The sequence below is a fragment of the Sphingopyxis sp. LK2115 genome (assembly GCF_014595975.1).
GTDB lineage: Bacteria > Pseudomonadota > Alphaproteobacteria > Sphingomonadales > Sphingomonadaceae > Sphingopyxis.
This window is the reverse complement of the sequence record NZ_JABWGQ010000056.1, coordinates 140,854-167,816: the sequence shown is the minus strand read 5'-3', so window position 1 is coordinate 167,816 and position 26,963 is coordinate 140,854. Positions and strand designations below refer to the sequence as shown.

At 68.2% G+C, this 26,963-nt stretch carries 30 protein-coding genes and 1 pseudogene; 7 read left to right on the top strand and 24 right to left on the bottom strand.

What is annotated here, in order from left to right; translation table 11 throughout:
• Positions 1–13 precede the first annotated feature (13 nt).
• The 4 genes from HUW43_RS13675 (at position 14) to HUW43_RS13660 (ending at position 4,155) form a co-directional block, all read left to right on the top strand.
• Positions 14–808, top strand: coding sequence for a glycine zipper 2TM domain-containing protein (locus tag HUW43_RS13675; protein WP_188237905.1), 795 nt, complete (start codon positions 14–16; stop codon positions 806–808).
• 220 nt (positions 809–1,028) lie between these two features.
• Complete coding sequence (locus HUW43_RS13670; protein ID WP_188237904.1) at positions 1,029–1,559, top strand: hypothetical protein; 531 nt, start codon at positions 1,029–1,031, stop codon at positions 1,557–1,559.
• 162 nt (positions 1,560–1,721) lie between these two features.
• The gene (locus HUW43_RS13665; RefSeq protein ID WP_188237903.1) at positions 1,722–3,572 is read left to right on the top strand and encodes a gamma-glutamyltransferase family protein; all 1,851 of its coding nucleotides are present in this window, start codon (positions 1,722–1,724) and stop codon (positions 3,570–3,572) included.
• 148 nt (positions 3,573–3,720) lie between these two features.
• Positions 3,721–4,155 carry a PilZ domain-containing protein gene (locus HUW43_RS13660; RefSeq protein WP_188237902.1) on the top strand — a complete coding sequence of 145 codons (435 nt, stop codon included), beginning with the start codon at positions 3,721–3,723 and terminating at the stop codon, positions 4,153–4,155.
• 32 nt (positions 4,156–4,187) lie between these two features.
• On the opposite strand, the gene HUW43_RS13655 is transcribed toward HUW43_RS13660, so the two are convergent.
• Positions 4,188–5,408 (bottom strand): polyhydroxyalkanoate depolymerase, encoded by a 1,221-nt coding sequence (locus tag HUW43_RS13655; RefSeq protein ID WP_188237901.1) that lies wholly within the window; start codon positions 5,406–5,408, stop codon positions 4,188–4,190.
• A 175-nt stretch (positions 5,409–5,583) separates the two neighbouring features.
• Between HUW43_RS13655 and HUW43_RS13650 the strand changes: the two genes are divergently transcribed.
• Both HUW43_RS13650 and HUW43_RS13645 read left to right on the top strand, forming a co-directional pair.
• Positions 5,584–7,377 carry an ABC transporter transmembrane domain-containing protein gene (locus HUW43_RS13650; protein ID WP_188237900.1) on the top strand — a complete coding sequence of 598 codons (1,794 nt, stop codon included), beginning with the start codon at positions 5,584–5,586 and terminating at the stop codon, positions 7,375–7,377.
• 40 nt (positions 7,378–7,417) lie between these two features.
• Positions 7,418–7,954: a DUF1993 family protein gene (locus tag HUW43_RS13645; RefSeq protein ID WP_188237899.1), complete on the top strand. Its 537-nt coding sequence runs from the start codon at positions 7,418–7,420 to the stop codon at positions 7,952–7,954.
• Positions 7,955–7,975: 21 nt separating this feature from the next.
• Here the strand turns inward: HUW43_RS13645 and HUW43_RS15775 are convergent, their stop codons facing one another.
• The 11 genes from HUW43_RS15775 to HUW43_RS13590 form a co-directional block, all read right to left on the bottom strand.
• Complete coding sequence (locus HUW43_RS15775) at positions 7,976–8,380, bottom strand: ExbD/TolR family protein (protein WP_223181532.1); 405 nt, start codon at positions 8,378–8,380, stop codon at positions 7,976–7,978.
• Between the two features lie 106 nt (positions 8,381–8,486).
• Positions 8,487–9,605: an OmpA family protein gene (locus HUW43_RS13635; RefSeq protein WP_188237898.1), complete on the bottom strand. Its 1,119-nt coding sequence runs from the start codon at positions 9,603–9,605 to the stop codon at positions 8,487–8,489.
• Between the two features lie 130 nt (positions 9,606–9,735).
• Complete coding sequence (locus HUW43_RS13630; RefSeq protein WP_188237897.1) at positions 9,736–10,188, bottom strand: DUF2793 domain-containing protein; 453 nt, start codon at positions 10,186–10,188, stop codon at positions 9,736–9,738.
• 9 nt (positions 10,189–10,197) lie between these two features.
• Positions 10,198–12,375 carry a phage tail protein gene (locus HUW43_RS13625; protein ID WP_223181531.1) on the bottom strand — a complete coding sequence of 726 codons (2,178 nt, stop codon included), beginning with the start codon at positions 12,373–12,375 and terminating at the stop codon, positions 10,198–10,200.
• A 1-nt stretch (position 12,376) separates the two neighbouring features.
• Complete coding sequence (locus HUW43_RS13620) at positions 12,377–12,787, bottom strand: NlpC/P60 family protein (protein ID WP_317450870.1); 411 nt, start codon at positions 12,785–12,787, stop codon at positions 12,377–12,379.
• Positions 12,780–13,613, bottom strand: a complete 834-nt coding sequence (locus HUW43_RS13615) for a DUF2163 domain-containing protein (protein ID WP_188237895.1) — start codon at positions 13,611–13,613, stop codon at positions 12,780–12,782. Before HUW43_RS13615 ends, HUW43_RS13620 begins: the two co-directional genes overlap by 8 nt.
• Positions 13,607–15,931, bottom strand: a complete 2,325-nt coding sequence (locus HUW43_RS13610) for a DUF2460 domain-containing protein (protein WP_188237894.1) — start codon at positions 15,929–15,931, stop codon at positions 13,607–13,609. Before HUW43_RS13610 ends, HUW43_RS13615 begins: the two co-directional genes overlap by 7 nt.
• A 79-nt stretch (positions 15,932–16,010) precedes the next feature.
• Positions 16,011–16,583, bottom strand: a complete 573-nt coding sequence (locus HUW43_RS13605; protein WP_188237893.1) for a tail tape measure protein — start codon at positions 16,581–16,583, stop codon at positions 16,011–16,013.
• The gene (locus HUW43_RS13600) at positions 16,576–16,743 is read right to left on the bottom strand and encodes a phage tail assembly chaperone (protein ID WP_188237892.1); all 168 of its coding nucleotides are present in this window, start codon (positions 16,741–16,743) and stop codon (positions 16,576–16,578) included. The genes HUW43_RS13605 and HUW43_RS13600 overlap by 8 nt, the downstream gene beginning before the upstream one ends.
• Before the next feature lie 169 nt (positions 16,744–16,912).
• Positions 16,913–17,221: a gene transfer agent family protein gene (locus tag HUW43_RS13595; protein WP_188237969.1), complete on the bottom strand. Its 309-nt coding sequence runs from the start codon at positions 17,219–17,221 to the stop codon at positions 16,913–16,915.
• A gap of 14 nt (positions 17,222–17,235) precedes the next feature.
• The gene (locus HUW43_RS13590; protein WP_188237891.1) at positions 17,236–17,643 is read right to left on the bottom strand and encodes a phage tail tube protein; all 408 of its coding nucleotides are present in this window, start codon (positions 17,641–17,643) and stop codon (positions 17,236–17,238) included.
• Between the two features lie 46 nt (positions 17,644–17,689).
• Here HUW43_RS13590 and HUW43_RS13585 point away from each other — a divergent pair, with 46 nt between their 5' ends.
• Positions 17,690–18,025: a hypothetical protein gene (locus tag HUW43_RS13585; protein WP_188237890.1), complete on the top strand. Its 336-nt coding sequence runs from the start codon at positions 17,690–17,692 to the stop codon at positions 18,023–18,025.
• Positions 18,026–18,044: 19 nt separating this feature from the next.
• On the opposite strand, the gene HUW43_RS13580 is transcribed toward HUW43_RS13585, so the two are convergent.
• From HUW43_RS13580 to HUW43_RS13525, 12 genes and pseudogenes are all read right to left on the bottom strand, one after another.
• A complete protein-coding gene (locus tag HUW43_RS13580) occupies positions 18,045–18,437 on the bottom strand; it encodes a DUF3168 domain-containing protein (protein ID WP_188237889.1) in 393 nt (130 codons plus the stop codon).
• Positions 18,434–18,979 (bottom strand): hypothetical protein, encoded by a 546-nt coding sequence (locus HUW43_RS13575; protein ID WP_188237888.1) that lies wholly within the window; start codon positions 18,977–18,979, stop codon positions 18,434–18,436. Before HUW43_RS13575 ends, HUW43_RS13580 begins: the two co-directional genes overlap by 4 nt.
• Positions 18,979–19,263 carry a hypothetical protein gene (locus HUW43_RS13570; RefSeq protein WP_317450869.1) on the bottom strand — a complete coding sequence of 95 codons (285 nt, stop codon included), beginning with the start codon at positions 19,261–19,263 and terminating at the stop codon, positions 18,979–18,981. The genes HUW43_RS13575 and HUW43_RS13570 overlap by 1 nt, the downstream gene beginning before the upstream one ends.
• A gap of 12 nt (positions 19,264–19,275) precedes the next feature.
• Complete coding sequence (locus tag HUW43_RS13565; RefSeq protein WP_172595086.1) at positions 19,276–19,431, bottom strand: hypothetical protein; 156 nt, start codon at positions 19,429–19,431, stop codon at positions 19,276–19,278.
• Positions 19,428–20,915 (bottom strand): tail fiber domain-containing protein, encoded by a 1,488-nt coding sequence (locus tag HUW43_RS13560; protein ID WP_188237887.1) that lies wholly within the window; start codon positions 20,913–20,915, stop codon positions 19,428–19,430. The genes HUW43_RS13565 and HUW43_RS13560 overlap by 4 nt, the downstream gene beginning before the upstream one ends.
• A gap of 176 nt (positions 20,916–21,091) precedes the next feature.
• Entirely contained in the window at positions 21,092–22,234 is a 1,143-nt protein-coding gene (locus tag HUW43_RS13555) for a phage major capsid protein (RefSeq protein WP_188237967.1), read from the bottom strand.
• Positions 22,235–22,247: 13 nt separating this feature from the next.
• The gene (locus HUW43_RS13550) at positions 22,248–22,727 is read right to left on the bottom strand and encodes an HK97 family phage prohead protease (protein WP_188237886.1); all 480 of its coding nucleotides are present in this window, start codon (positions 22,725–22,727) and stop codon (positions 22,248–22,250) included.
• 8 nt (positions 22,728–22,735) lie between these two features.
• Positions 22,736–23,053 carry a DUF6127 family protein gene (locus tag HUW43_RS13545; protein WP_188237885.1) on the bottom strand — a complete coding sequence of 106 codons (318 nt, stop codon included), beginning with the start codon at positions 23,051–23,053 and terminating at the stop codon, positions 22,736–22,738.
• Positions 23,054–23,162: 109 nt separating this feature from the next.
• Positions 23,163–24,268 (bottom strand): annotated as a pseudogene (locus tag HUW43_RS13540) (phage portal protein).
• 13 nt (positions 24,269–24,281) lie between these two features.
• Complete coding sequence (locus HUW43_RS13535; protein ID WP_188237884.1) at positions 24,282–24,923, bottom strand: NYN domain-containing protein; 642 nt, start codon at positions 24,921–24,923, stop codon at positions 24,282–24,284.
• A gap of 145 nt (positions 24,924–25,068) precedes the next feature.
• Complete coding sequence (locus tag HUW43_RS13530; protein ID WP_188237883.1) at positions 25,069–26,379, bottom strand: DNA-packaging protein; 1,311 nt, start codon at positions 26,377–26,379, stop codon at positions 25,069–25,071.
• Positions 26,376–26,870 (bottom strand): hypothetical protein, encoded by a 495-nt coding sequence (locus HUW43_RS13525; protein WP_188237882.1) that lies wholly within the window; start codon positions 26,868–26,870, stop codon positions 26,376–26,378. The genes HUW43_RS13530 and HUW43_RS13525 overlap by 4 nt, the downstream gene beginning before the upstream one ends.
• Between the last annotated feature and the right edge of the window lie 93 nt (positions 26,871–26,963).

The following is a 26,963-nucleotide window of genomic DNA, read 5'->3' as shown; positions in this document are numbered from 1 at the left end:
AGGGAGCTTGGGCATGCGCACCATCTTGCTATTGGGTCTGGCCGCGGGATCGGCGCTGCTGGCGGTGCACGCCCGTGCCGAACCGCCCGCGCTCGATTATGGCGTGCCCGCCGATCCCGACGTGCGCGTCTACACCGGCTATCCCGACCGCGTGCCCAGCGAAATCGAATATCGCCGCGTCAGCGGCTATGATGCCGAGGGTCGCTGGACGGGCACGTGGGACGGCACCTACGAAACGCCGGACGGCCGCCGTTACGAGGGCCGCTATGAAGGCACGGTCGAAGGGCATGGCGCCCCCTATCCCCCGCCGCCCTATGGCCATGCCTGGTATCACGGCGATTATGATCCGCATTATGACGCCGAAATGGAACGCCGCTGTGGCCGGGGGGGCACCGTCGGCGGCGCGGTTGCCGGTGCTGTCGTGGGGGGCATCGCCGGCAACCGCATCGCCGGGCGCGGCGACCGCACCGAAGGCACGCTGATCGGCGGCGGGCTCGGCGCGCTCGCGGGCAGCGCGATCGGCAGCGCCGAAGACAGGAAGAAATGCGAACAATGGTTGGCGCGCAGCCGCGGCCACCATCGCGGCGGCCATGTAACCACCCATTACCACGGCGGCTACGGCTATGGTTATGGCTGGTACACGCCGGGAGTCGTCGTTACCACGATCATCAATGGCGCACCGGTCGTGACCGAAACGGTCGAAACGACGACGCGCACCTATTATGAAAATGTGCCGGTGCGCAAACGCCATGTGGCCAAGAAAAAGTGGAAGCCGAAACCCAGGCCGAAGCCGCGCTGCATCTGCTGACAGGCCGCACGCTCTGGCGTCCGTGCCCGTCCCTAAGGCCCGTCGTCCGCTGGACGGCGGGCTTTTCTGTCGGCTCAACCGCCTCCGCCAGATGAACCTCGGCCAACCAAGGCTGAACGCCGGATAAGCGCCGGGTTCAGCGCCGCGTCACCACCGAATCGCTAAACCCTCCCCAACAGGCCGCGACGTGCCGCCTGCGCTTGTTTGAGGAGACCGAACCATGGCTAGGAAGGCCAATCTGACCAGGGCCGCAATTGGCGCGGCCACCGCGGGAGCGCTGGCGATGAGCGCGACCCCCGCGATGGCGCGCGACCGTTATGACGACGACGGAATCGGCGCGGGCGAAATCATCGCCGGTGCCATCGTTCTGGGGGGCCTTGCGGCGATCCTGTCATCGGACAACGACCGTTACGACCGTTACGACCGTTACGACTATCGCTATCGCGATCGCTATGGCGATCCGCGTTATGGCTATGGCTATGATTATCGCCGCTATGGCAACAGCCGCAGTGCGGTTCGCCAGTGCGTCGATGCCGTCGAATATGGCAGTCGCCGCTATGGCCGCACCGACGTTACCGAAGTGACGAGCATCGACCGCAAGCGTGACGGCTACAAGGTCAAGGGCCGCGTCGTCGTTCGCGACGGATATGGCGGTCGCTGGGGTCGCGGCGGCTATTATGATCGCGGCAAGTTCACCTGCGACGTCCGCTACGGCCGGGTGCAGGACATCCGTTTTTCAGGCCTGCGTTAACAGTCCCGACCTTTGGCAAGGAGCCCGCCCGTGCCCCGGCACGCGGCGGGCTTTGTCATTTCCGCGCCCTTTCTTTTGCCATGAGCGAATATCGAATCGGGCCTTGCGAAGCCGCCCGCGTCCCGCAACAGTGGATTTTTCACAAACAAGGGATCCCCGCTCATGCGCCGCCGCACGCTTCTCGCCGCCGTCCCCGCCGCCGCCCTGTTGCCGACAGCGGGCCGTGCGGAGGGCAGGAAACCGAAGGTCGCGCCCGCCGCCGCAAAACCTGACGGTTCACTGCCGCGCGTGTGGGAAGCGGGCGCCGATCGCTTTGTGCGGCCCGACGTGCAAAGCGGCGACCGTCCGGTCGGCGCGAGTTTCGCCTCGCGCACCGCCGCTTATGGTCTCAACGGCGCGGCGGGAACCGCGCACCCGCTCGCAACGCAGGCGGGGATCGACATGTTGAAGCGCGGCGGATCGGCGGTCGATGCGGCGATCGCGATCAACGCATGTCTCGGCCTGCTCGAACCCACCGCGAACGGCATCGGCGGCGATGTCTATGCGATGATCTGGGATCCGAAGACGAAAAAGCTCGCGGGACTGGCCGGATCGGGGAAAAGCCCGCGCGGGCTCGATCTCGCGACGGTGCGCAGCCGCGCCAGGGGCGGCACGCTGCCCGCCTATGGCGCGATCAGCGTGTCGGTGCCGGGCGCCGTCGACGGCTGGTGGACGATGCACCGGCGTTACGGCAAACTGCCGTGGAAAGACCTGTTCGAACCGGTCATCGCGCATGCCGAAGCGGGGGCGCCGGTCCCCGATCTGATCGCCTATTATATGCGCCGCAGCCTCGCCGGTTTCCGCCAGCCTGGCCGCGGGATCGAAGAGATCGACAATGCGCTGCGCACCTATGGCCTGAACGACGGTAAGGGTCCGGCGGCGGGGCAGGTTTTTCGCAACCCCGACCTCGCGCGCACCTTTCGCCTGATCGCCGAAGGCGGCCGCGACGCTTTTTACGAAGGCGAGATCGCACGGACGATCGACGCCTATTTCAAACGGATCGGCGGCTGGCTGCGCTACGAGGATCTGGCCGCGCACCGCTCCGAATGGATTGCGCCGCACAAGATCGATTATCGCGGCACCGACGTCTATGCGCTGGGCGCCAACACACAGGGCATCGCAACCCTGCAGATGCTGGGCATTCTCGAACATTTCGACCTCAGGGGCGCGGGGTTCCAGTCGGCGCGGTCGATCCATCTGCAAGCCGAGGCAAAGCGCCTCGCCTATGAGGATCGCGCACGCTACTATGCCGACCCGCATTTTGCCGAGGTGCCGGTCGAATGGCTGATCTCCAAGGATTATGCGGCGACACGCGCCAAACTGATCCGTCCCGACCGCCTGCTCACCCCGGTCCATCCGGGACAGGCGCCCAGCCACGGCGACACGACCTATTTCAGCTGCGCCGACAAGGACGGGATGATGGTGTCGATGATCCAGTCGAACTTCCGCGGCATGGGATCGGGACTGGTCGCCGACGGTCTCGGCTTCATGTTCCAGGACCGCGGACAATTGTTCAGTTTGGTCGACGGGCATCCGAACATCTACGCGCCCGGCAAGCGGCCGTTCCAGACGATCATCCCCGGCTTTGCGGCGCGGGGGAATGTGCCGTGGATGAGCTTCGGCGTGATGGGCGGCGACATGCAGCCACAGGGCCAGGCGCAGATCATCGTCAATCGCGTCGATTATGGCCTCGAAATTCAGGCTGCGGGCGACTCGCCGCGCTGGCATCACGAAGGGTCGTCCGAAACCATGGGCGAAGATGCTGCGGGCCTTGGCCCGACCGGCCTCTTGCGGCTCGAAAGCGGCGTACCCGAAGCCAGTCGGCGACGGCTTGCCGACATCGGCTGGACGCTGGGTGAACCCGACGGCGGGTTTGGGCGCTATCAATGCGTCGAACATCGCATGGACGGCGATACGCGCGTTTACGCCGCGGCAAGCGAAATGCGCGCCGATGGATGCGCGCTGGCTTATTGAGACGGGCGGGCGGAGAGCCGGCACGACGGCCCCCGGAAAATCATCGCGCTCAATATCCAAATATTTACCTTCTTCCTTTAGAAAGCGGATCGGGACCAATAAGATAACCGTCCGGGGTGGGAGTCGGACGGCAGATATTGAGTCGCGCATGTCCTATTCCGAGGCCACCCCCGCCTCAACGCCGCAGGAGGAGAAGCGTCAGCCGCGCCAGTCGCGGTTGGTGAAAGCGGCGCTCGGCTGTGAACGGCTGGGGCGCTTCGACGTCACGCTGCGCAATGTGTCGCTCACCGGCATCGGCGGACAGGGGCCGCACATGCTGCACATCGGCGAACGGATCAGCGTATTCCTGCCGGGGCATCAACCCATGCTGGGAACGGTGCGCTGGGTCGCGGGGACGCGTTTCGGCATCCAGACCGACCGCGAAATTGAAACCCTTCGCTTGCGCGCGGCGCATGACGATCAGATCGTCCCGGCCGACAGCCGCCTCGATTTCCAGATCATGCCGCCGCCGCAAATCGACCCTTGGCGACCCGGCCTGACCCGCGCCGTCAGCCTGCCGGGGCATTTCGGCCGAAAGCGCTGAACGCTGCTCCCGACCGGCCGTCCGGTCGGCCGTCAACCCGCGTGCGCGCGGATCCACCCCTCGACCACCGGTGCGATCTCCTCGCGCCATTTGCGGCCGTTGAAAATGCCATAATGGCCGACGCCCTTGGCCAACAGATATTTCTTCCGCTCGGCGGGCAGCGCCTTCGCCAGCGTCAGCGCGGCCCTGGTCTGGCCGATCCCCGAAATATCGTCGCGCTCGCCCTCGATCGCCAGAATCGCAATATCCTCGATCGCGCCGATGTCCACCAGCTCGCCGCGATGCTCGAACGCGCCCTTGGGCAGCAGATGGCGCTGGAACACCACATCGACGGTCTGCAGGTAAAACTCGGCGGTCATGTCGCACACCGCGCGATATTCGTCATAGAATTCCTTGGTCTTGTCGGCGCTTTCGCCGTCGCCCTCGACCAGATGTTTGAACATCTCCCAATGGCTCATCATGTGGTTGCCAAGGTTCATCGACATGAAGCCGGCGAGCTGCAAGAAGCCCGGATAGACGCGGCGACCCGCGCCCGGATAATAAGCGGGCACGGTCGCGATCACATTTTCCTGGAACCAGGCATAGGGCCGCGTCGTCGCATGTTCGTTCACCGCGGTCGGCGCCTTGCGCGTGTCGATCGGCCCGCCCATCATCGTCAGCGTCTTCGGGCGACATTTGTGCCCCGACGCCGCCATGATCGCCGCGGCGGCAAGGCTCGGCACCGACGGCTGACAGACCGCGAGCATATGCGCACCCGGCCCGATATGTTCGAGCCACGAAATCAGATAGTCGATATAGTCATCAAGATCGAACTTGCCGGCTTCGAGCGGAACGTTGCGCGCGTCGCGCCAGTCGGTGATCCACACGTCATGGCCCGGCAGCATCCGTTCGACCGTCCCGCGCAGCAGCGTCGCATAATGGCCCGACATCGGTGCGACGATCAGCAGCTTGGGCGCGTTCTTCGTGCCCTTGTGCTTGAAATGCTTGAGCTGGCCAAAAGGCCGCCGCGCCTCGATGGCCTCGGTCACGCGCACCGTCGCGCCGTCGACGACCGTTTCATACAATCCGAACCGCGGCTTGCCGCGCGGCGCGGCGGCATGGGCAAAAACCTCAAGCGCCGAGGCAAACATCGGGCTGCCGCTGAAATAGCCGAGCGGATTGGCAGGATGCTGTATTGCCTGCGCCCCCGCGGTCGCCAGCGCGCTGGCGCCCGCCAGCCAGTTCTTCTGCATGTCAAAGGCGTGATACAGCATCGATCGAGATTTCCTTGCGTCCAGTTGGGCGCTCTTTCGGCGTTGCCCTGTCGTGCAGTCTAGGCGTTGATCGCCATTGTGCAACGCATCATTTCGTGTTGCTTCACGGCGTTTGAAGCCGCGGCGGCATTTTGCGGCGTTGAGCGCGCATCGCCCCGCTGCTAGGGCCGACGCCATGGCCAGCCAATCCGACCAGCCCGCCGCCAAAGCCGGTCCCAGCCGCAAGCTCGGCAGTCTGCATATGGTGTGGCGCTTTGCCAGCCGTTATCCGCTGCAACTTGTCATCGCCGCGGTCGCACTCTGCATCGCAGCGCTCGCGACGCTGGCGATTCCCTATCAGTTCAAGGCCATGATCGACAGCGGCTTCATCGCCGGCGGCGGCGACGTCGCGCCGCATTTCCGGCTGTTCTACGTGATCGTCGGCGTGCTGGCGCTGGCGACGGCGCTTCGCTTTTATTTTGTCAGCTGGCTCGGCGAACGCACGGTCGCCGACATCCGCCGCGCGGTACAGCGCAACCTGCTTCGCCTAGCGCCCGGATTCTTCGAGGAAAACCGCCCGTCCGAAATCGCATCGCGCATGACCGCCGACACGGCGATCATCGAACAGGTCGTCGGCACCACCGTTTCGGTCGCGCTCCGCAACATGGTGATGGGGATCGGCGGCATCGCCTATCTCTTCAGCCTGTCGCCAAAGCTGACTGCGGGCATCCTGCTCGGCATTCCGGTCATCATTCTGCCGATCGTCCTTCTCGGCCGGCGGCTCCAGAAAGTGTCACGCGCCAGTCAGGATCGCGTCGCCGACATCGGCGCGACCACCGCCGAACAGATGGGCGCGATGAAGATCGTCCAGGCCTTTGGACAGGAGGAACGCGAAGCCGCGCGCTTTGCGAGCGCGGTCGAGGCCAATTTCGTCACAGCCAAGCGCCGCATCCGCCTGCGCGCGATCATCACCGCGACGGTCATCGGCCTCCTTTTCGGCGCGATCACCACTTTGCTCTGGTATGGGGCGGAGGGCGTCGCCCAAGGCACGATCACCGGCGGCACCATCGCCGCCTTTGTGCTCACCGGCGGCCTCGTCGCGGGCGCGTTCGGCGCGCTGACCGAGGTTTATGGCGATCTGCTCCGCGCGGCCGGCGCCGCCGAGCGGCTCAGCGAGCTGCTGAACGCCGGGACCACCATCGCGGCTCCCGCGCACCCGCGCCCGTTCCCCGATCCGCCCACCGGCGCGCTCGAGTTTCGCGGCGTTGAGTTCCGCTATCCCACGCGTCCCGATGCCCCCGCGCTCCATGATTTCAGCCTCACGATCCGCCCGCGTGAAACCGTCGCGATCGTCGGCCCGTCGGGTGCAGGCAAGTCGACGCTGTTCCAGCTCGCCGAGCGCTTCTACGACCCGCAGGCAGGGCAGGTTTTGCTCGACGAGGTGCCGCTCGTCGACGCCGATCCCGCCGACATCCGCGCGCGCATCGCGATGGTGCCGCAGGAAACGGTGATCTTCGCCGCGTCGGCGCGCGACAATCTGCGTTACGGCAATTGGGATGCCAGCGACGACGAGCTGTGGGACGCCGCGCGCGCCGCCAATGCCGAGGAGTTCCTCCGCAAGCTGCCGCAAGGTCTCGACACCTTCATGGGCGAAGGCGGCGCGCGGCTGTCCGGCGGCCAGCGCCAGCGCGTCGCGATCGCACGCGCGCTGTTGCGCCGCGCGCCGCTGCTGCTGCTCGACGAGGCCACCTCGGCGCTCGACGCCGAATCCGAAAGGCTGGTGCAGGATGCGCTCGAAACGCTGATGCACGATCGCACGACCGTCGTCATCGCGCACCGGCTCGCGACCGTGCGCGCCGCCGACCGCATCATCGTGATGGACGAAGGGCGGATCGTCGAGGAGGGCCGTCACGACGACCTCGTTGCCGCCGACGGCCTTTATGCCCGTCTCGCGCGTCTCCAGTTTCAGGACAGTCTGGCGCCCGCCTGATCGCCCGCCCCCCAACGCAACCAGCCGCAAAGGATTGCCCATGCTCTACGAACTGACTGTGCCAGCCTATGTGAACGGATTGAAGGCCCTCTCCGCCCAACTGGACAAGGCGTTGGCCTGGGGCGCCGATAAGGGCGTTGGCGAACAGCAGTTGCTGGTTGCGCGGCTCGCGCCCGACATGTTCCCGCTTGCCGCGCAAGTCCGCTTCACCTGTATGCAGGCGGTCCAGCCCGCGACGCGCCTCGGCGGGACAGGCGCGCCCGATTTTGCCGAGGATGTCGCCGATTTCGCTGGCCTTCAGGCGCAGATTGCCGATGCGCTGGCGTGGCTGGACACGGTCGATCGCACGGCAATCGACAGCGATCCGAACCGGCCGGTCAGCTTCGATCTGCCGAACGGCATGGCCTTCGACATGACCGCGCTCACCTATGTGCGCGACTGGGCGCAGCCGCAGTTCTATTTTCACCTCGTCGCCGCCTATGCCATCCTGCGGCATATGGGGGTGCCGCTCGGCAAGGCCGATTATGTCGGCTATATGATGGCCTATCTCCGCCCCGGAACCGCTCCGACGGGATAGCGTCCTGACCCCCGCGCGCGATCAGATCAGGTCGCGATAGCCGTCGATTCCCGGACAGGCGATCATCGTCGCGCCATTGCGGCGGATCGCACCTGCCGCGTCGATACTGATATGATTTTGATCCCGTATCTTGGCCGATCCGGGCCCGGTCCCCGGCAGATTCACGTCGACGCCGTGCTTCGGCTGCGGGATGGTGATGACGAACATCACCGGCATGACCAGCATCACGTCGATCGGCGGCGTCGTGTTGATCGGCAGGCTCGCATTGGGGTTGGTGCGCCAAAATGCCGCGGCGTCGGCACATCGTCTCTCTCCCGGTTGGTGGAGGTGTCGCGACCGATGATCAGGCGATCGCCCGCTCCGCGACACCAGGATCGTTGGCGCCGTTGTGATGGCACAACATGCTTTCGCCATGGCAAGGCCCATCGCGCGAGATGAGCAGGAGAAGAAGCGACAGCCACAAAGAAAGGGCGGCGCCTTTCGGCACCGCCCTTCTTTTTCTTCCAGTCCCCGTCGGGGATGGAAACCGGTCTTACATGCCCGAGTTCGGACCGTAAGTGATTTCCACGCGACGGTTCTGGTCGTTGCGGACGCCGTCGGCGGTCGCAACGGCCGGACGGGTTTCGCCGAACGCCTGTGCGCTGATCGAGCTGTCCGCGATACCGCGCGCGGTCAGATAGCTGCGAACCGCGTCGTTGCGGCGTTCCGACAGACCCACGTTGTACCGGGCCGAACCCGAACGGTCGGCGTGACCGGCAAGCATGATCTGCGTGCCCGTGCAACCGCGGTTGTAGGCGCTGATCGCGTTGTCGAGCGTCGAAGCCGCTTCCGGCGTGATGTTCGACTGATCCCAGTCGAAATACACGATGTACGGCCCAGGCGCGCATTCCACAACCGGCGGCGGCGGCGGCGGGGGCGGCGGGGGCGGCGGGGGCGGCGGCGGCGGCGGCGGAGCCGGCTCGACCGGTTCCGGCGCACCGCCGAAGTTGTAGGTCAGCGTGCCGAGAATCGAGTGCGAGCGGAAGCGCGTCGAAATGTCGCGGCCACGCTGATCGACCAGATCGAGATTGTCGACGTTGAAGAAGCGATACTTCAGACCGACGTCCCAGTTGCTGCTGAGCGGCGCGCGGACGCCCGCGATTGCCTGCCAGGCAAAGCCGGTATCCGAATCGTCGAGGAACGGCCCGGCGAACACGGGCTCGACCGACACGCGGGCGACACCGGCGCCACCGCCGACAAAGCCCTGCAGGCCGTCGTCGTCACCGAAATCGAGCATGCCGTTGACCATGAAGCTGAGCGCGTTCGAATCGCCGTTCAGATCGGTCGAACCGGTGTAAAGCGTCCCGGCGCCCGATGCCGACTGCGGGATGCCGGGGTTGCCGAAACGACCCGACTTGATGTCGGCTTCGCGATAGCCGACTTCGACTTCCGCGCGGAAACCGCCGAAATCATAACCGACGGTGCCTTCAAAATCATAGCCGGCACGATGGTCGAGCGTCCCGGCGTTGTTGAAGGTGCCAATGTCGAGATCAATGTCTTCGACGAGCATCACGCCCGCGCCGACACCGACATACCAGGAATCGTCACGCGCCATGGCAGGCGACGCGAGGGTGGTGGAGGCCAACGCCACAGCGACGGCAAGCTTCCTCATAATAATTCCCCTTTCAATTTGAGATATACGTCTCGCCAGACGTCCTACTCGCCGCTTTGGTTCCGCGCAAGCTAACAAATCGTCAATCTGTTGCCAAAAAGTCGCACTGGCGCCCCCAAAAAACCCAAAATCAGCCTGAAATCATAAGACCCTGCGCCGCGAGGTTCGTCATCAGCGCGAACAGCGCCGCGCGCGCTTCCACGTCGATCACAGTCCCGCCACCGGGCGCGGCAATCGTCGCGGGCGCGACCCAGGCGCCGCCATGAAAGCGAAGCCGCGCGCCATCGCTCAGCCGGACGATCCGCATCGCTTCGCGCGCGGCAAAAAACCGCCAGCCGCCGCTTGTCCACAGTGCGATCGCCCCGCCCTGCCCCGCCCACGCGCCGGTCGGCGCCGACCCGACGATCCAGCATTGCCCCTCCGTCGGCGCGCCGGGCGGCGTCGTCAGCGGGCCGTCTTCGACGGCGGCGTGCAGCAACGCGTCGATCAGCGTCAGCGCCTCATTGTGCGTCGCCTCCTTCTGCGCCTGCGCGACGGCAAGCAGCGGCAGGGCAAATCGCGGCGTCGCAAGCGTGTCGGTCATCCTGTCCTCCTATGTCAGCGGTATGAAAAGCGGCGGGGACTGGTCGAAATCGCCGACCTGCCGAACCTCGATCGCCGTTCCCGGCGGCACGGCCGCCAGTTCGGCTGCCGTTATCGCCAGCAGCGGCGATGCAAGCGTCCACGGTCCGATGCCCGGCGCCGGTGGCACCAGCGCGGCGCGCCACGCTTCGCGGCTTTCGCCAAGCGGCAGATCGACATGGTCGCGCCATCCGTTATCGACGCGGCTGCGCCGCACCCAGCGCACGATCGCACCGCCCGCCCCGTCGGTCGAGGCTCGGCCATGCACCGGCGCCAGCGGCCGCAACGCGCGGCCCGCCGTCGGCACCGCGACCTCGTTCAGCGCCGCGCCGCCGCGCGATACCCATTGCAGCACGGCATCGCCGCTTTCGGCCCAGCCGGACAGCGATTCGGGCAGCATCAGCGACGCCGAATCGTCCGGCATTGCAAAGGCTTCGCCCGCGGCGTGGATCATGGCGTCTCCCGTCCCCGCGCGTCCGCGCAGCAGGCGCGACAGCCGCCACAGGCCCGGCGCCACAAGCTCCGCGCGGCCGAATTGCAGCAGCTCGCCGCCCAGCATCGCGCGGTTCGCCCCGCCAAGCAGCGCCGCGTCCTCGACCGACTCCAGCACCATCGCCGGATTGACCAGTTCGACAAGCGCGGCATTGGCATGATCGAACAGCGCTTCGCTCCCCGCCGCCAGCGGCGCGGCCAGATGCCCCAGCACGGCAGCAGGCCGCAGCGTCCCCAGGGCGATCGGCTCGGCACCGGGCGCGGCAACGAACCACAGGTCGGCGCCGCGCCACCCGTCATTGCCGCCCGCTCCCGCGATCAGCACGCGCGGCGACGTCGGCGCGGGGCTGGCCAGGTTCGGCAGGTCGATGACGCGAACCGTTCCGGCCGCGTCGGGCCAGTCGGGCGCCCCGACCGGGACGCCCGGGTCGGCGGGCAGTTCGACGGCCGGGATCGGCTGATGCCGCCGCAGTTCCAGCCATATGGCGTCGCCGCGGAACGTGCGTTCGGCCAGCCGCCAGCCGCTGCCGTCGGCCAATGTCACCACCTGCCCGACCGTCAGCGCCGCGGCCGCCAGGTCGGCGCGCAAAATCATCGTCTCGCGCCCGTCCGCCGCAGCCCCCGCCAGCCGCGCGGCCAGCGCGCGCGCCGAGGCGGCGGGCAGCGCGGCGGGCAGGTCGATCCGCTCCTCGCGCGTCCCGCCGCCCGCAACGCGGCTCGCCTGCTGGCCAAGCTGATAATCGCGTCCCGGTTCATAATGGCGCAGCCGGATCGTGCCGGGCAGCGACGCCAGCGGCGCCCGTCGTCGCTCGATATCGGCGCGCACTTCCTCGCCGCGTCGCGCTTCGCGAAAATCGGCGAGCGCCGCCGCTTCCCCGGCCCGCGTGGCCGGCGCCAGGCGCCAGCCGCCCGGTCCGCTGAGCAGCCGCACGCCGTCGGCCTCGAACAGCGGCGCCAGCGCGTCGCGCGCGCGGTCGCCCGCCGCCGCATAGCCCGAAAAACCCCAGTCGCCGTCGCACCGATCGGCATCGTCCAGCAGCCGCGCGCCGACCAGCCCGGCGTCGATGCTCTCCGCGTCGGCTTCGACCTCAAAGGTCAGCGACGGGATGCGGTTGCCGAAACCGCCCAGCTCCAGCTCCTCGAACAGCGCATAGGCCAGCCCGCGAAAGGCGCTCGCCGACGCGATGCCCAGCGCCGACGCGATCAGCGGATCGACCGCCTGATCCTCGCCGCCGTCATACCAGCGAAAGGTGCAGCGCTCGCGAAACGTCCCGCTCGCCCCGCGCAACAGATTGCCGTCGGCCCAGATCCGCCGGATCGCGCGGATCGGCCGCGACGACAGCGCGATCGCCAGCGACACCGAATAGCTATATTCGGTCACCGACGGGCGCCCCTTGCCGCCGCCGCGCTTCTCGTGCCGCTCGATCAGGTCGGTGGCCCAGATCACGCTGCCCGCGACGCGCATCGTCCCGAACAATTGCGGAATCTGCTGGCCATAGGTCGACGCCTGCACTTTCAGGTCGGCGAGCCGCGGACCCTCGCGTCCCTTGGGCGCCAGGATCGCCGCATCGACCTGCTGGCCCAGCGCCGCCCCGATCGCCGCACCCACCGGCCCGCCGATCAGGCCGCCAGCCACCGTCAGCACCAAAGTCGCCATCCTATCCCCCTTGACCGAGGCGCCAGCGCGGCGCCGCGCGCACCGCGGCATCGACGGGCGCCTCGACGACGCGCCGCAGCCCCGCGTGGGCGTGAATCCAGTTGTCGGTGCCTATCAATCCCACATGAAACTGCCCCGCGGGCAGCGCGACCAGCGCCACATCGCCCGCTTGTCCAGCGCATTCGGCGGGCGCGAACCCCGCCGCGATCAACGCCGTCTCGACCCGCTCGCGCGCCCAGCCACGCAGCGGATAGCCACCGGGTCGCGCCAGCCGCACGCCTGCCTCGGCATAGGCCGCCCAGACCAGCCCGACACAGTCCAGCCCCGTCGCCGGATCGCATCCCTGGAAACGGAACCGCACCCCGACCATCGCCCGCGCCGCGGCAAAGGCGCGCACGCCGATGTCATCCACCGGGATAGCGGGTCAGCAGGTCGTTGCCCGGCAGATGCGCCTCGCCGCGAAAATTGACCGCATTGGCAAAACGGTCGCGACAGGTGGCCAGCTGCTTGTCGCATCCCTCGGTCAGCCGCACGCGCACCGGCGCGGTCGGCAGAAACGCCGGCGCTTCGGCCAGATGCAGTTCGCCCCCGTCGGCGGCGATCACCGGGCTCGCCAGCCCGCAATTGGCGCCCTCGATCCACAACAGATCGCCGAACGCCATGTGCGGCGCGGCGGCGTCGAGCGTCACGACGCGCCCTTCGACGGCCATAACGCGCCGGATATGCGTCAGCGGCGTCCGATCGACGCGGCACGCGCGATCCCCCAGCGTCGCGCGGCACGACGGCGAGGTCGCCGGGCACACCGGCCGGTCAAGCCACTGCGTCACGCCCTTCATCTCGGCGGCAAAGCTCGCGCCGCGCCGCTCGATCGTTCCCAGCGATCCGCGCGCGATCGTTACCGGCGCCGCCTCCGCCGCCGTCCAGTCGGTCAGGAACAGCTCCAGCTCGGCGCCGTCCCAACGCCCGGCGTCCAGATCGCGCGTCGAAATCGCGTCGCTCGCGATCGCCCCTTCGATATCCATCGTCGCCGTGTCCAGGCTGTCGCGCGTTTCGATCGCCGACGGTTTCATCCCCGGCGCCGCGCGATAGGGCAGCCCGCCGATCAGCAGGTCACGGTCATGCGAGGTCAGCCCGATCACCACCCCGTCGCGCCGCGACAGGCGCCAGCACCAGGCGAGCGTCACCAGTTCCGCGCGCAGCCAGCCGGGCGCGGCGTTCAGGCTCACCGGCGTCACCATGGCGCGCGCACCTCGACCAGCGGCACGCTCGCCAGTTCGCCCGCAAGGAAGGTCGCGCGGCTCACCTCCAGCCGGTCCTCGGCAAAGCGCACCGGCACGTCGAAGTAAAAGCCCCCGCGCACCGCGGCGCCCGCCGCGGGCGCCGCGTCGAGCAGCACCTCGCCCTCGCCCGTCACCAGAAAGGCCGCCGTCTCGATCCCGCCCACCGACACGCGCACGCTGCCCGCGACCGGCAGGCGGACCGGCCGCACCGCTTCGGCGTCGCCTTCGCCATAACGCTTCACCAGCGCAAATTGCCGCCGCACCCCGTCGCCTGTCCCCAGCAACTGATCCTCGGCGGTCGGCGGCCCGTTGTCGGCCGCCGAACTGCTGTCGAACGGATCGCGAAAGCGGAACGCGCGCGCCGCGCCGCGCCGCGCGCGGAAAAACTCCGTCAGCGCGCGGACGTCGGCCTCGGACCGGACTCCCGGCCCGACGTCATAGCGCATCCGTGCCTCGGCCCATTCGCTCGCGCGTTGTTCGTGCCCCGATGGAGAACTGACGATCTGCGTCGAAAATTCGGTCAGCGACACCGCCTCGCGCCCGATCGCGATCGGGAAATCCACTGCATCGAACGCCTGCACCCTGTCCTCCCCGTCAAAGGCCGTGAAGCCGTCGCGCGCCACCTGCGGCAGCGCCCAGATAAAGGTCCGCGCCACCCCCGCGCGCCGCGCCGCGTCGGCGGCCTCGGCGATCGCCGCCCAATGGCGGCGCTGTTCGGGCAGCAGCACGAATCCCGAAAAATAATGCTGATCCTCAACCGGATAGCCCAGCCGAGCCGCCATCGCGGCGCGCGCGCCAGCGGTCTCGCCGCTGCGCCCGCCGGTCACCCAGTCATAATCTTCGAGCTGGAGCACATCGAACGCCGGCGCCGCCCAACCGAGCGGCGCATTGGCGCGCCGCACCTCTGCCGCCGCCGGGTCGAGCACCGTCGGCAGATAGACCAGCAAATGACTCACCAGCCCCGCCGCCCCCGCCTCTTCGCGCGCCGCCGCGACCAGCGCGGCGGTCGAATCGGCAAGCAAGGCGCCCAGCGCATCGAGCATCGCCCGCTGCGGCGCGTCGAGCGTCCCGCGCACGTCGGCGATCGGCACGCTCGCACTGCCCAGCGCCGCGGTCGCCGCCGCGTCATAGGCGCAGATGCGCCCCCCGCCCGCGATCCACCACCAGGGCTCGCCGACCTGGAACCTCACCGCCAGCCCGGCGTCGCGCCCGATCGCGACGAACGCCCGCGCGACCGCCTGCAACCAGGCCATCGCGGCCGCATTGGCGGGCGAAAGCAGGGTCGAGGGCGGCTCCCACCCGGTCAGCGCGGGCGCGCCGTCGGCATCGCGCTGTTTCCAGTCGGCGGGGCAATAGGCGTCGAACAATTCATAGGAGAGCGACCAGATCAGCCCCAGCCCCGCCGCCGCGCAGGTCGCGGCGAAATCGCGGTGCCACGCGCCGCAAGGGCGGTTCAGCGCACCCCCCGCCGCATCCACAAGCAGCCCCGCGCCCGACGGCGCCAGCCGCATATAATGGCTCATCCCGACATAATGGACAACGTCGCCGCGATAGCCCAGTTGCACGATCTGCCGCACCACGCGCGCCGGGGTCAGGTGATAACAATCGTCATAGCCGTTCGTCATGCCCAGCGCCGTTTCGGGCAGCACCGCATCGCCGATCGCCAGCACCGAACCCGATCCGGTGCAGACGATGTCGCTCATCTCGGCCCAGCCCTCGGCAGGCGCCGCCAGTTCGCCCGCGCCGCCGTCATGGGTCGGCGGCACCAGCGAGATGAACATCCGGTCGATGTCCCCGGCCCACACCGGGTCGGCCTCGCCGGGGAGCAGGAAGCCGCCGTCGAGATCGTCGAAATCGAGCGCGATCACCGCATCCTCGCCCGTCCCGTCGGCATAATTCCACAGCCGCACATACCAGGCGCGCGGGTTGCCCGCGGCATCGCGCCCCTCGATCGTCAATGTCGGCCCGTGCAGTGCGTCGAGCGGCTTCACCCCGCCCGACCGCCAGCGGAACTTGAGCTGCGTGTGCCGGAAATCGCGCCGCGTCTCATAGGCGAGCAGCGGATGATCCCAGCGGTCCGCCGCCTCCCAGATCAGCCCCGCCAGATCCTGCTTGCGATAAAAGACCGCCTCGACGCGCAGCGCACCCGGCGCGTTGGTCGTCACGCTCGCCATCATCGGCCGCGCAAAATCGACCGTCCAGAACCGCGGATCGAACCGCTTGATCCACCCCTTGCGATGATGCGGCTCCGCCGCCGCGACCAGTGCCCAGCCCATCGCAACCGCCTTTCCAGCTTGTAACCTTCCCCCTCCCCTTCAGGGGACGGGCTTATGATCGTGCGCCCCCGCGTTCGTCCTAGTCCTCGCCCGCCGCCACCGCGCGCCGGACCGCGCGCGCCAGCTGCCGCCCTGTCTGCGCCAGCCGCTGCGCGTCCGCCCCCGCATCGCCCCGCACATGGACCGTGATCGCGATGTTGCGCATCACGGCGCCCGCTGCCTCGATCCGCCCGCTCGCGGTCGGCACGAACAGCTCGGGGCCCCGCTCGCCGACGCGATAGGCGCGCCCCGCGCTCACCGGCCCGCCCGTCGCGCGCCCCGGCGCGCCGAACAGCGCCATCACGATCGACGACCCCAGCGACAGCAGCCCGCCGCCGCTGGCTCCGCCGCCGCCCAGCGCCGTCCCCAGCCCGCCCGCCACCGCCGCGCGCGCGATGTCGGCCATCACCGACAGCGCCAGCCGCTTCAGATCCTCGAACCCTAGCTTGCCGGTGGTGATCGCGCGCGACAGCGCCCGTTCGATCGCGCGTCCGGCCTCATCGGCCCCGGCGACCAGCGGTCCGCGCAATTCCTCGCGCAGCGCGGCAATGTCGCGCCGGAACGCCCCCGTGTCGGCGCGCACCGCAACGACCATCTCGTCAATCTCATCCATCGGGAAATTGCTCCATCATTGCGTTCAGCGCCGCGCGGTCGAAACCGTCATCGCCATCGCGCTCGGTCCACCCCGCCAGCGCCGCGCGCGCATCGGCGGGCGTCGCCGCCCAGAAATCCTCCGGCCGCCACCCCGCGATGCGCGCCATCAGGCCAAGCATCTTCAGTGCATTGTCGGCGATAAACGCCTGTCCTTCAGGGGCGGGCCAACAAGGGCCTGGCAGGCCTGAGCCTGTCAAAGGGCTGCCTGGTCGTGGTGGGCTGTGGGCTGGTCGCCTTGCGCAGGGCGACCAGCCCCCACCCCGCCCCTTCAGCGGATCGCAGCCCACCTCACCGCCCCTGCAATATCTGCCCCAGCAGGATGCGCAGCGCCGGGGTCACCGCCGCCAGCCCTTGCGCCACCACCGCCTCGCCGACGTCCTCGCGTGCCAGCGCGTCGGGCCGATCCTTCACACAATGCCAGAACAGCGTGGCCAGCTCGCCCAGCGCCAGCCGCCCGTCGGCCGCGCGCTCGACCAGCGCGAACAACGGCCCCAACTCGGCCTCCGCCGCGACCAGCGCGGCAAAGCTCGGGCGCAGCACCAGCCGCGCGCCCGCGACGCACAGTTCCGCCTCGCCGCGCAGCGCGTTCGCGCCCATCTTTGCCGACGCGCTCACAGGCTGACCACCGCGCCGCTCGATTCCAGGTTCAGCGTATAATTGCGCTCGCCATTATAATCGCCGGCATAGTCGAGCCGCGTCACCAGAAAGCGCCCGCGCAGCCGCTCGCCGCTCTCGAAGCTCAGCTCATAATCGTCGATCGCGCCCGACAACGCATGGCCGCGCAGCCGCAGCTCGGCGTCGGACCCGGTAAAGATGCCCGCGGCGCTCACCGATACCGACCGCACGCCCGCACCGGACAACAGCTCGCGCCACCCGCCCGAATCCTTGGTGGTGACGTTCACCGCCTCGCCGTTCACCGACAATTGCGTCGTGCGCAGCCCCGCCACGGTCCGATAGGCCGGCGGAGCGCCGCCGTCGCCGACCTTGAGCAGAAAAGCGCTCCCATTTTCGATTGCCATCGTCTAACCTCCTTGAAAATATTCGTGCGGAATGGGGAGTCGCAGGATGCTGATCACGACACTGGTTCTGGCCATGATGGTCCAGTCGCCCGCGGCGACGGTCGACCGGACACGCGCCGCTTTCACCAAATGCCTTCGCGACGATCTCAAGCGGGCGCTTGAGGCAAAGGTCGAAGAGGCCGAATATGTGATGACGCTCAAGGCAAACTGCACGGCCGAACGCGACGCCTTTCGCAAGGCGGTGATCGCGCTCGGCCGCGCCGCGGGCGATTCCGAAAAGGTCGCGACCGACGACGCCGACTGGCAGGTCGAAGATTATCACGAGAATTTCACCGAAAAGTTCAAGGATTATAAAGCGACCAACACGCTGCCCGGCGACTGACCGACGCGCTTCCGGATCGTCAGGCCTCAAGACATCGGCATTGCACGATCATCTCGTGCCGCCAGCCGCCCTCGCGCGCAAAGCCAAGGCGCGTGCGGATCGTCCGCGCGCTCACGATCGTCCAGCCGCCCGCCCTCCCCCGCATCGTCGCGACGACGCGCTCGATGCGGTCGGCGGCGCTGTCATCCACCGTGCCGCCGACACCCGCCAGCACCAGCGTCACCCGAACCTCGCGCCCGGCGCGATCCTTCGTGCCCCAGTCGCGCCCCTCGACGCCGCCGACCGTCACAAAAGGCGCGCTCGCGCGCGGGGGTGCGCCGTCAAAGACGCCATGGACAATCCCCGCCAGCGCTTCGTCGCGTGCCAGCAGGTCAAACGCGCGGGCGCGCACCGCGCTCTCGGCGCTCGTCACCGCCCGCTCCCCAGCGTCAGCCGCCGCCACGGCTGCCACAGCGCGGCGATGGCGGCGGGCGGGGCGGTGCCCGACCCGTCGCGCGCGTCGTGCAGATGCTGCGTCATGCGCAATATCCCCTGCCTTATCGCTTCGGGCACGCCGTTCGGCCCATCGGCGATGCCCGCGCGATAGGCGACGCGCAGCCGCTCGGCGTCGTCCGCCCGTTCGACCGCGATGCGTGTGCTGCCGTCGCGGCCGACGGTTACGCGGTAATCGCCCTCGGCCAGCGGCCTTTCCCCGCCGCCCGGCACAAGCAGCGCCAGGCTGTCGATGCCGGTCACCGGCTGCGCGGCCAGTCGGACCGCGCCGGCGTCGATCGGTATGCGCTCCTCGACCGCGCGCACGATCAGCCACTGGCCGATAAAGGCCTCGCAGATATTGGTCGCGGCGCGGATCAGCCCCGCCACCACCGCATCGTCGACCGTCGCGCCCATTCTTAACCAGCCGCGCGCTTCGTTCAGGCTTACCGGCGCTTCCCCCGGCAACGGACTCTCGGCCATCATCGCTCCTCCACCCGCATCGACACCGATCGCTCGTCGATCTGTCCATCGCTCAGCGTCACCCGGTTGGTCACGCGATAGAGGCGGCCCGCAACGCCGCCCGTCAGCGTGACAGTGGTTTGCAGCAGGCCGTGCGCCGCGCCCGCCACGCTCACGCCCCCCGCCTCGGCCGGGATGACCGACCAGTCGCTCGCGACGATGGCCGCCCCGTCGGAATAGGCGGCCGTCCAGTCGAACTCGAAATCGATCCGCGTGCCCGGATCCTTCACCATCATCGTCATCATCGGCCCTTTCCGTCAGGGTTTGCGTGGCGTCGCACGCCGCGCGATCGCGCGCGGCATCGGCAGCATCGTCTGCGGCGCCGCGGGGGCCGGTCCCGCCCATTCGCTTGCAAGGTCGCGTCGGCCGACATCGCCGATCGCGCGCGCCGCCAGTGCCGTTCCACCGGTCACGCTGCCGCCTCCAGCGCCGCGATCCGCGCCTCCTGCGCGGCGATCAGGAACAGCGCGAGCTGGTCGATGCGGACCCCGAAACGGCTTCCGGCGCCGCGACCGGGCTGCGCCGCGCGCGCTTCGGCGACGATGCTGCCTTCCTTGTCGCGCACGTCGCCCGCCGCCGCGACCGGCTCCACCGCATCCCATCTGTCCCAGCACAGAAAGGCATAGGCGCTGCTCGGCGTCTCGCCCTCGGCAAGCGGCTCGATCAGCCCCTCGTCGGCCATGATCGCCCACACCGCCTGCGCGCGCACGCCAAAGTGCATCCGCGCCCCGTCCGCGCCCTTTTCGGCGATGGCCTCGTTCCACTGGAAAAAGCCGAGTTCACGGGCGATCCGCCGCGCGGCGCGCAGCTCGGCCGCGGTCGGCGCGCCGCGCCATGTCTTTTCGCGCGCGTCGGACGTGTTGATCGTGCCATTGACGGCATAGATTTCGCTGACCCGGTTGACGCTGCCGCCAATCGTATAGGCATTGTCGGCGATCGGATAAAAACCGCCCGCTGACGAAATGGCCCAGCGATAGGTGCCGCTGGTGGCAAAGCGTATCTGGTGGGTCAGGCCGTTCCAGATGTCGAAACCGTCGTCACCTGCCGAATAGCCGCAAAAGCCCTTTGCGCCCGACGGATCGTAAAAGCCCTGATAACAGGCGCCGCCGCCGCGCCCGGCGGTCGTTTCAAGCCGCTGGACTTCGCCGCTCCACTTGACATGCAGGCGCACACTCGGCGCCCCTGACAGCAAACCGATGCCCAGATGACCTGCCGCGCTCAGCCGCATCCGTTCTGCTCCGCCAGTGACAAAGCCTATGCTGTCGGCGGCGGGAAGCCAGAATCCGGTATCGGTGTCGGCGGCAAAGCTGATCGACGGCGCCGCTGCGCTGCCCGCGGCCGCACCCAGGGCGCCGTTCAGCGGATAGCGCCCGTCAGCATTGCGAAACGCCAACGCCGACAGGGGAATGTTGACCCAGCCCCCGCCGCGCCGAACGGTCACAGTGTCGCTTGCTTCGCCTGTCGCAGCACTGCCATGCGAGGTTGAAATTGGCTGCTTTCCTGCAACCGCGTCGTTCACGCTCGCCAGCTGGTCGGACAGCCCCGCCACCTCAGCCGCCAGCGCCGCAGCCTCTGCATCGCTCTCCGTGAACCAGTCCGCGCCCACCGTCAGCGCGATGGTCTTGAGGCCGACCGTAAAGTCGACCAGCGCGCCGCCTGCCGACGAAGCCGCCACCGCGTCGCGCAGCAGCCGACCGTCGCCGCCGATCCGGCCGGTCCCCACCTCCCATTCATCGGGATGCACTATCCCTGCGATGGCATAATGAAATGACACGCCGGGCGGCACCACGCCCGCGAAACGGCGATGGCCGGGCACCGCGCCGGTGGGCGTCAGCGGCCCGGTGCCGCCCTCCTGCGCCAATTCGCGCACCAGGTCGGCAAAAAAGGGGGTCGGCATGGCAAGGCCATCCTTTCCAATATGATCTGCATGGAAACAAAATGCCGGTCGCCATGTCGTTCAGACCGGGTGGAAGGCACCAACATGGGCCGAATGGCGACCGGCCTTTGGCGCCCGGCCCGCCCCGAAAGGATTGGACGGGCCGGGCGCCCTCGCGCGCCTGCGCTGCCATCGGGTCAGCTGGCGGCGAATTTCATCAGCTTGATCGCCTGCGAATCGATGATCGCGCCGCCGACCCTTTTGGTTGCATAGAAATGCACGAAAGGCTTGTTGCTGAACGGATCGCGCAGGATTCGCGTCTCGCCGCGATCGGCGATCAGATACCCCGCGCGGAAATTGCCGAAAGCGATCGACAGGCTGTCGGCCGCAATATCGGGCATGTCCTCGGCCTCGACGACCGGATAGCCGAGCAGGCTCGCCGCCTGTCCCTCGACCATCCCCGGCTGCCAGACAAAGGCGCCGTCCGCCGTCTTGAACTTGCGAATGCGGGCCAGTGTGTCGCTGTTCATCACCCACACCGCGCCCTGCCGATATGGCGCTTTCAGCGCATGGACCAGCTCGACGAGCTTGTCCTGCGGGTTGGACGCCGGAAAGGCGCCCGCGCTGCCCGTCGCCAGATGCTGCAAGGTGCCAAAGGCGCGCGCACCGTCGCCCTCGTCGTTCGTCGCATAGGTCAAAAAGCCCTTGGGGCGGTTGATGCCGTTGCCGTTCACGAACGCCGCCCCCTCGGCGACCGCGAACTCGCGGCCGATCTCGTCGGCCAGCCAGTCCTCGACGTTGAACATCGCATCGTCAAGCATCGCCTGGCTTGCCGCCGGATTGGCGTAAAGCTCGCCCGACGGGGGTGCGATTTCGGCAAAGCTGCGCGTCGCCGTTCCGGGTCGCGCGTCACTCTCACCGACCCAGCCCGCGCCCGTCGTGCCCGTCGCGACCAGCTTGCGGTATCCGCTCGTCCCCGTCTGCACGACGGTCGCGATGCTGCGGATCGGCGACAGCGCCTTCAGCGTCGCGGCGATGCTGGTGTCGATCTCGCGCGGCACCGCATAGCCGCCCTCGGCTCCACTTGCCCCCGACAGGCTCTTCATCTCGACCCCCGCATCGATGCCGCGCCGCAAATAGCGCTCGACAAAGGCATCGCGCGCCGGATCGGCGGCCTTCGCCCCGTCGAGCGGCAACCGTGCCGCCGCGACCGCCTGGGCATCGACCTGTGCCTTCAGCGCCGCCAGCGACGCCTTCAGATCGTCGACTGCCTCCGCCGCCAGCACCGCATCGAATGCGCCGTCCAGCGCATCGGCCTTCACTTCCATATCCATTTCCATGCCCGTCACTCCTTCAAAGAAATCCATCGCAATCCTTTTTCCCGGTCATCCCGGCGAAAGGAGGCGATACCGCGATCACCCGCGCCAGCGGCTGCATCGGCACCGCAACCAGACTCACTTCCGCCAGATCGAGCGCCAGCAGCTCGCGCGGCCGCGCGCCGCGCGCCGCGCGCACCCGATAGCCAAAGCTCAGCCCGGTCAGCGCCCCGCGCGCGACCAGCGCCGCCGCGGTCGGATGCGTCAGGCGCGCCACGACGCGCAGCCCGCGCCGGTCCTCCGCCAAAGCCTCGACGACGCCGACAACCGCCCCCGGCCGATGCTGCCACAGCAACGGCACCGCCCGCCCTTCGCGCAAACTCGCCGCAAAGGCCCCGGCGCGCACAACGTCGCCGCCGCGATCGACGCGATCGAACACCGCGGCATAGCCGGCAAAGCGGACTGCGGATTGTTCGCGCCGAGGCGCAGAAGCCGCAGCGAAAGAAAAAGTCGGCAACGCCCCCCTCACCGCAAGAGCCCCGGCAACCCCAGCTTCACCGCCAGCCCGACGATCAGCAGCGCCAGCATCCCGCGCACCGCCCAGTCGACGGTCGCTTTCCACGCGCTCCGCTTCGCATCGCGCCACGCGCCCAGCAGTTGCCGCAGGTCCGCCATGTCGGCGCGCGCCGCTGCATCGGCCAGCCCCAGCCGCGCCAGCGCCCGCCGCGCGCCCAGTTCGCTCGCCTCCTCGACCACCGCGCGCAGCAAGGCCGCATCGGGCGCCCCGGACGCACTCGTTCCCGCCAGCGCGATCAACCGCGCCAGCGCCTCGTCTTCATCCATGTCGCTGTCCTCACAAAAACCCTCCCCCTGCGATGGGGGATGGTTGCGCGGCCCTGGCCGCTTGCGGCCCAGGCGAAACCGGTTGGGGGTGGGCCGGTGCCTGCGAAGGCTACGCCACCCCCAGCAACGCCTTCTTCTCGTCCGCGCTCAGCCAGTCGGCGCCCGACACCTCGCGCCACAGCGCCATCCGGTCCTCGGCCAGCGCGGGCAGCTTGTTAAGGTCGACGCGCAGCGCGGCGCCGTCGAACCAGCCGCGCAGCCCGTGCGCGACCGCCCCCAGAATCTTCGCGCACAAAGGCAGCACCGTCAGCCGCCACAGCGCGCGATTGGCCTCGCGGTAATTGGCATAGGTCGCATCCCCCGGCAGCCCCAGCAGCATCGGCGGCACCCCGAAACTCATCGCAATCTCGCGCGCGCTCGACTCCTTCAGCGCCAGGAAATCCATCTCGGCGGGCGACAGCGACAGCGGCTGCCACTTCAGCCCACCCTCCAGCAGCAACGGCCGCCCCGCATTCGCGCCCCCGAAAAACTCTCGGCCAATTCCTCGCGCAGCCGCTCGACCTGTTCGGCCGACAACGGCATCCCCTTGTCGCCCGGATCATGCACCAGCGCCCCCGACGGCCGCGCCGCATTCTCCAGCAGCGCCGCATTCCACCTCGCCGCGGCATTATGCGCCGCGATCGCGCCCGCCGCGGCGCCCAGGCACCCCGCGCCATAATGATCGTCCAGGGGGTGCAGCGCCTTCACATGCACCACCGCCACGCGCCCCGCGCCATCCTCGGCGGGCAGCACCGCCGCCGACCCGCCCGCCTTGTAACGATAGGCAACCGGCCACCCGCGCGCGTCGGCCTCGACCGTCACCCGTTCGGGGCGCAGCGCGAACAGCTCGGCGGGCGCCCCCGCGCCGTCGGTCAAAATCTGCACATATCCATTGCCGTGGAGCAGCAGGTGCAACGCCAGCGTCTCGACCAGCCCCTGCCCGCCCGACGGACCCGCGACGAGCGCCAGCAGCGCGGGATCGCTCGCCTCCAGCGGCGCACTCGCCGCCGCCTCGGCGACCAGCCGCACCGATCGCTGCACGATCGCATTCGCCAGATACCCCTCGCGCACCTGCGCTTCCCACGACAGCGGCGCAGGCGCCGACCAGCTCCCATACACCCGCGACAATTGGGGCCGCGCAGCCCCCTGCGCAGCCTTCCGGCCAAACCAGTTCATGACATTCTCCTATTTAGGAAGGCTTCTTTGGACGATAGTCGCGGCTATCCAGACATTGGTCGTAAAGCTGTCGGTCGAGCTTGATCCAATCTGTCTTGTCGATGCCTCTTACGCGATATGTCGGGCTTACCGGAAAGGCCGAGGCTACCTTGATCCAACGATTTTGTTCTTGTGCTATCAGCCGAATTTCGTCGGCCACTTCGGTAAGATCTTGATCGCGACAAAACAGGATCGCCACGTCAAACTCTCGTTTCAAGGCAAGCCTGATGACATCTAGCGCGATACGAACATCTATCCCCTTCTCATCTCCGTCTAGAAATGAGTGTTCTGTACCATCAGGCAGTCTGACTTTTTTGTTCCGATAGCGTAAGGAACGAGTATAAACATGGACGCCTTGGCGAGCCATTTGAGCAGCTTTTGCAACCCAAAAATGATTCCAGAACGGCTTGTCTGCCGCATCCGGAACGCCAGTATAAAAGCGTGTTTGCTGCAACTGCCAACCATGGCCTTGGCAAACTCGTTCTGCCAATAGGGTTGGATCAAAATTGGGCCAGCTGTATCCAAACGCCTGCTTCGCAGAGTGGAAAAGATTTTGTCCGTCGAAAAACGCAACGGCGCGAATCAGGGGTAGCTGGTCTGCCATATAACGGAACATGTCATGAACATAACAGTTTCGCTAGGCCAAAATTAATAACCCCGCCGGAGGCCTTGCGGCGTGTCCGACGGGGAAGAAGTTGATAGCCGCCAGATAAGACATCCTGTATTAACGTCAAGTGAATAATTATCCCATCAGGATAATCTCAAACCCGCCGAACCCCCACAACCATCCCCCGCTGCATCCCTTCCAACAACTCCGCCAGCGCCCACACGCATGCATCTGCCCGGTCGGGCGAGCGCCCTGGTCCCGCATAGCCCCCGCCCACCTGCAACCCGCAGAGCTGGTCCTCCAGGCTTGCGAACACCCCCGCATGAACCACCTGCCCCCGCTCATAGGCCAGCGCGACCGGCTCGGCGCGCCGCACCTTGCCCGCGCTTGCGCGCACCGGAACGACGGGCAGCGTCATGTCGGCCTGGCGCAGCACCGCCGCGACCATCTCGCCGCCCATATTGCTTTCGGCGACCACGCGCTCGGCGCCCCAGCGCGCCGCCGCGGCGGCGACCGCCTGCGCCCACACATGCGGCGCCGGCCGTGCTACACTCGCGTCCTCGACCACCGCCAGCCGCCCGTCACGCAGCTCGGCGGCGGCGATGATCCCGCACGCATCGCCCCCGGCGGTCGCGGGCGGATCGACCCCGATCACCACCCGCACCGGCTTGCCGATGCTGTCCGCCGCGACCCGGCACCGCTCGACCAGCGCGCGCGTCCACAATGCGCCTTCGACATCCTCCAGCATCTCGCCGTCCAGTTCCTGCCGTCCCAGCCGCGTCCCGCCATAAATGGCGTCCATCGTCGCCAGCCATTGCGCCGACAGGTTGCGCCGGTTGCTTTCCGTGCGCCCGCGCGTCACGGCCACCCCCTTTTCCTTGATCAGCCGCCGGACCAGCGGCACCCCGCGCGGGGTTGTCGTCGCGACCACCCGCGGCCGCACGCCGATCCGCATCGTCAGCATCAGATTGTCCCACGCCGCCTCGCCCTGCGGCCATTTGGCGATTTCGTCGCACCAGGCGGCATCATGCTCAGGCCCGCGCAGACTGTCGGGCTCGGCCGCCGAATAAAGCGTCGCCACCGCGCCGTTCGGCCAGGTCAGCCGCCGCAGGCTGCTTTCATAATCGGGACGCCGATCGTCGGGCGCGATCGCCAGTAACCCGCTTTCGCCCTCGACCATCACCTGCCGCGCCTCGAGCAACGATGCCGCGACCAGCGCGATCCGCGCGCCCGGCGTCGCCTCCGCAAAGGCGCGCACCCACTCGGCGCCGGTGCGCGTCTTGCCAAACCCGCGCCCCGCCAGCAACAGCCACACATGCCAGTCGCCCTCCGGCGGGCATTGATCCGCACGGCGCCACCACGACCAGTCGGTGAGCAGCCGCTCGCACGTCCTGCCCGACAGCGCCTTCAACCAGCGGTCGAGCTTTGCCCGCGTTTCGGCGGCGCAGTCGGTTGCGTGCTTCATCCGCCATCGCCCTGATCGGTGAGCAGATCGGCCGCGGCCTGCGCCTGCATCGCATGGAGCTTTGCGGTCAGCCGCGCCTTGGCGTTCCCCTGCGCCGCGGCGTCGCCGACGCCAGGCAGCTTCGCGCCGCGCACCGCCGCGCGATGCGCCGCCAGCAACGACAGGCCCAGCCGATATTTCTGTGCCCGCGACTTCAAGGTCGCATCCTTTACATTGCCCGTCGGCGCGATCAGCGCCTCGGCCAGCAGCTCGGCCTCCAGCCGGGCAAAACCCTCGCACAGCGCCTCGTGCCAGCGCGCGGCAAAGCCGCTGTTGCGCCGCCGCTCGCGATACATGGCATCGGCGCCGATCCCCGCCTTGCGCGCCGACGCGGACACATTCGACGATTCGGCCAGCGCCTCCAGGAAAATGTCCATCTGCGCGCGGTCGGGGCGCGCCTTGCCGCCCGCTTTGGCCTTGTCGCCCTGCCCGGCTCCGCCGATCCGTCCCATCGCCGCCTCCCTGAAACGCCGATCGGGCCGCGCGCCCCGAAAGGCGCCGGCCCGACTCGCAATTCTTGATGATGCGACACTTGTGGCGTTTAT

Bases quoted from the DNA above. Each gene is read 5' to 3' on its own strand.
- HUW43_RS13530 (WP_188237883.1), bottom strand. From the start codon at position 26,379: ATGAAGCACGCAACCGACTGCGCCGCCGAAACGCGGGCAAAGCTCGAC.
- HUW43_RS13660 (WP_188237902.1), top strand. From the start codon at position 3,721: ATGTCCTATTCCGAGGCCACCCCCGCCTCAACGCCGCAGGAGGAGAAG.
- HUW43_RS15775 (WP_223181532.1), bottom strand. From the start codon at position 8,380: ATGGGCCTTGCCATGGCGAAAGCATGTTGTGCCATCACAACGGCGCCA.
- HUW43_RS13615 (WP_188237895.1), bottom strand. From the start codon at position 13,613: ATGGTGACGCCGGTGAGCCTGAACGCCGCGCCCGGCTGGCTGCGCGCG.
- HUW43_RS13650 (WP_188237900.1), top strand. From the start codon at position 5,584: ATGGCCAGCCAATCCGACCAGCCCGCCGCCAAAGCCGGTCCCAGCCGC.
- HUW43_RS13675 (WP_188237905.1), top strand. From the start codon at position 14: ATGCGCACCATCTTGCTATTGGGTCTGGCCGCGGGATCGGCGCTGCTG.
- HUW43_RS13590 (WP_188237891.1), bottom strand. From the start codon at position 17,643: ATGGCAATCGAAAATGGGAGCGCTTTTCTGCTCAAGGTCGGCGACGGC.
- HUW43_RS13575 (WP_188237888.1), bottom strand. From the start codon at position 18,979: ATGGCCGAGAGTCCGTTGCCGGGGGAAGCGCCGGTAAGCCTGAACGAA.
- HUW43_RS13665 (WP_188237903.1), top strand. From the start codon at position 1,722: ATGCGCCGCCGCACGCTTCTCGCCGCCGTCCCCGCCGCCGCCCTGTTG.
- HUW43_RS13570 (WP_317450869.1), bottom strand. From the start codon at position 19,263: ATGATGACGATGATGGTGAAGGATCCGGGCACGCGGATCGATTTCGAG.
- HUW43_RS13555 (WP_188237967.1), bottom strand. From the start codon at position 22,234: ATGGAAATGGATATGGAAGTGAAGGCCGATGCGCTGGACGGCGCATTC.
- HUW43_RS13670 (WP_188237904.1), top strand. From the start codon at position 1,029: ATGGCTAGGAAGGCCAATCTGACCAGGGCCGCAATTGGCGCGGCCACC.
- HUW43_RS13545 (WP_188237885.1), bottom strand. From the start codon at position 23,053: ATGGATGAAGACGAGGCGCTGGCGCGGTTGATCGCGCTGGCGGGAACG.
- HUW43_RS13585 (WP_188237890.1), top strand. From the start codon at position 17,690: ATGCTGATCACGACACTGGTTCTGGCCATGATGGTCCAGTCGCCCGCG.
- HUW43_RS13525 (WP_188237882.1), bottom strand. From the start codon at position 26,870: ATGGGACGGATCGGCGGAGCCGGGCAGGGCGACAAGGCCAAAGCGGGC.
- HUW43_RS13645 (WP_188237899.1), top strand. From the start codon at position 7,418: ATGCTCTACGAACTGACTGTGCCAGCCTATGTGAACGGATTGAAGGCC.
- HUW43_RS13535 (WP_188237884.1), bottom strand. From the start codon at position 24,923: ATGTTCCGTTATATGGCAGACCAGCTACCCCTGATTCGCGCCGTTGCG.
- HUW43_RS13595 (WP_188237969.1), bottom strand. From the start codon at position 17,221: ATGGGCGCGAACGCGCTGCGCGGCGAGGCGGAACTGTGCGTCGCGGGC.
- HUW43_RS13605 (WP_188237893.1), bottom strand. From the start codon at position 16,583: ATGGATGAGATTGACGAGATGGTCGTTGCGGTGCGCGCCGACACGGGG.
- HUW43_RS13610 (WP_188237894.1), bottom strand. From the start codon at position 15,931: ATGGGCTGGGCACTGGTCGCGGCGGCGGAGCCGCATCATCGCAAGGGG.
- HUW43_RS13655 (WP_188237901.1), bottom strand. From the start codon at position 5,408: ATGCTGTATCACGCCTTTGACATGCAGAAGAACTGGCTGGCGGGCGCC.
- HUW43_RS13560 (WP_188237887.1), bottom strand. From the start codon at position 20,915: ATGCCGACCCCCTTTTTTGCCGACCTGGTGCGCGAATTGGCGCAGGAG.
- HUW43_RS13630 (WP_188237897.1), bottom strand. From the start codon at position 10,188: ATGACCGACACGCTTGCGACGCCGCGATTTGCCCTGCCGCTGCTTGCC.
- HUW43_RS13635 (WP_188237898.1), bottom strand. From the start codon at position 9,605: ATGAGGAAGCTTGCCGTCGCTGTGGCGTTGGCCTCCACCACCCTCGCG.
- HUW43_RS13625 (WP_223181531.1), bottom strand. From the start codon at position 12,375: ATGGCGACTTTGGTGCTGACGGTGGCTGGCGGCCTGATCGGCGGGCCG.
- HUW43_RS13600 (WP_188237892.1), bottom strand. From the start codon at position 16,743: ATGCTTGGCCTGATGGCGCGCATCGCGGGGTGGCGGCCGGAGGATTTC.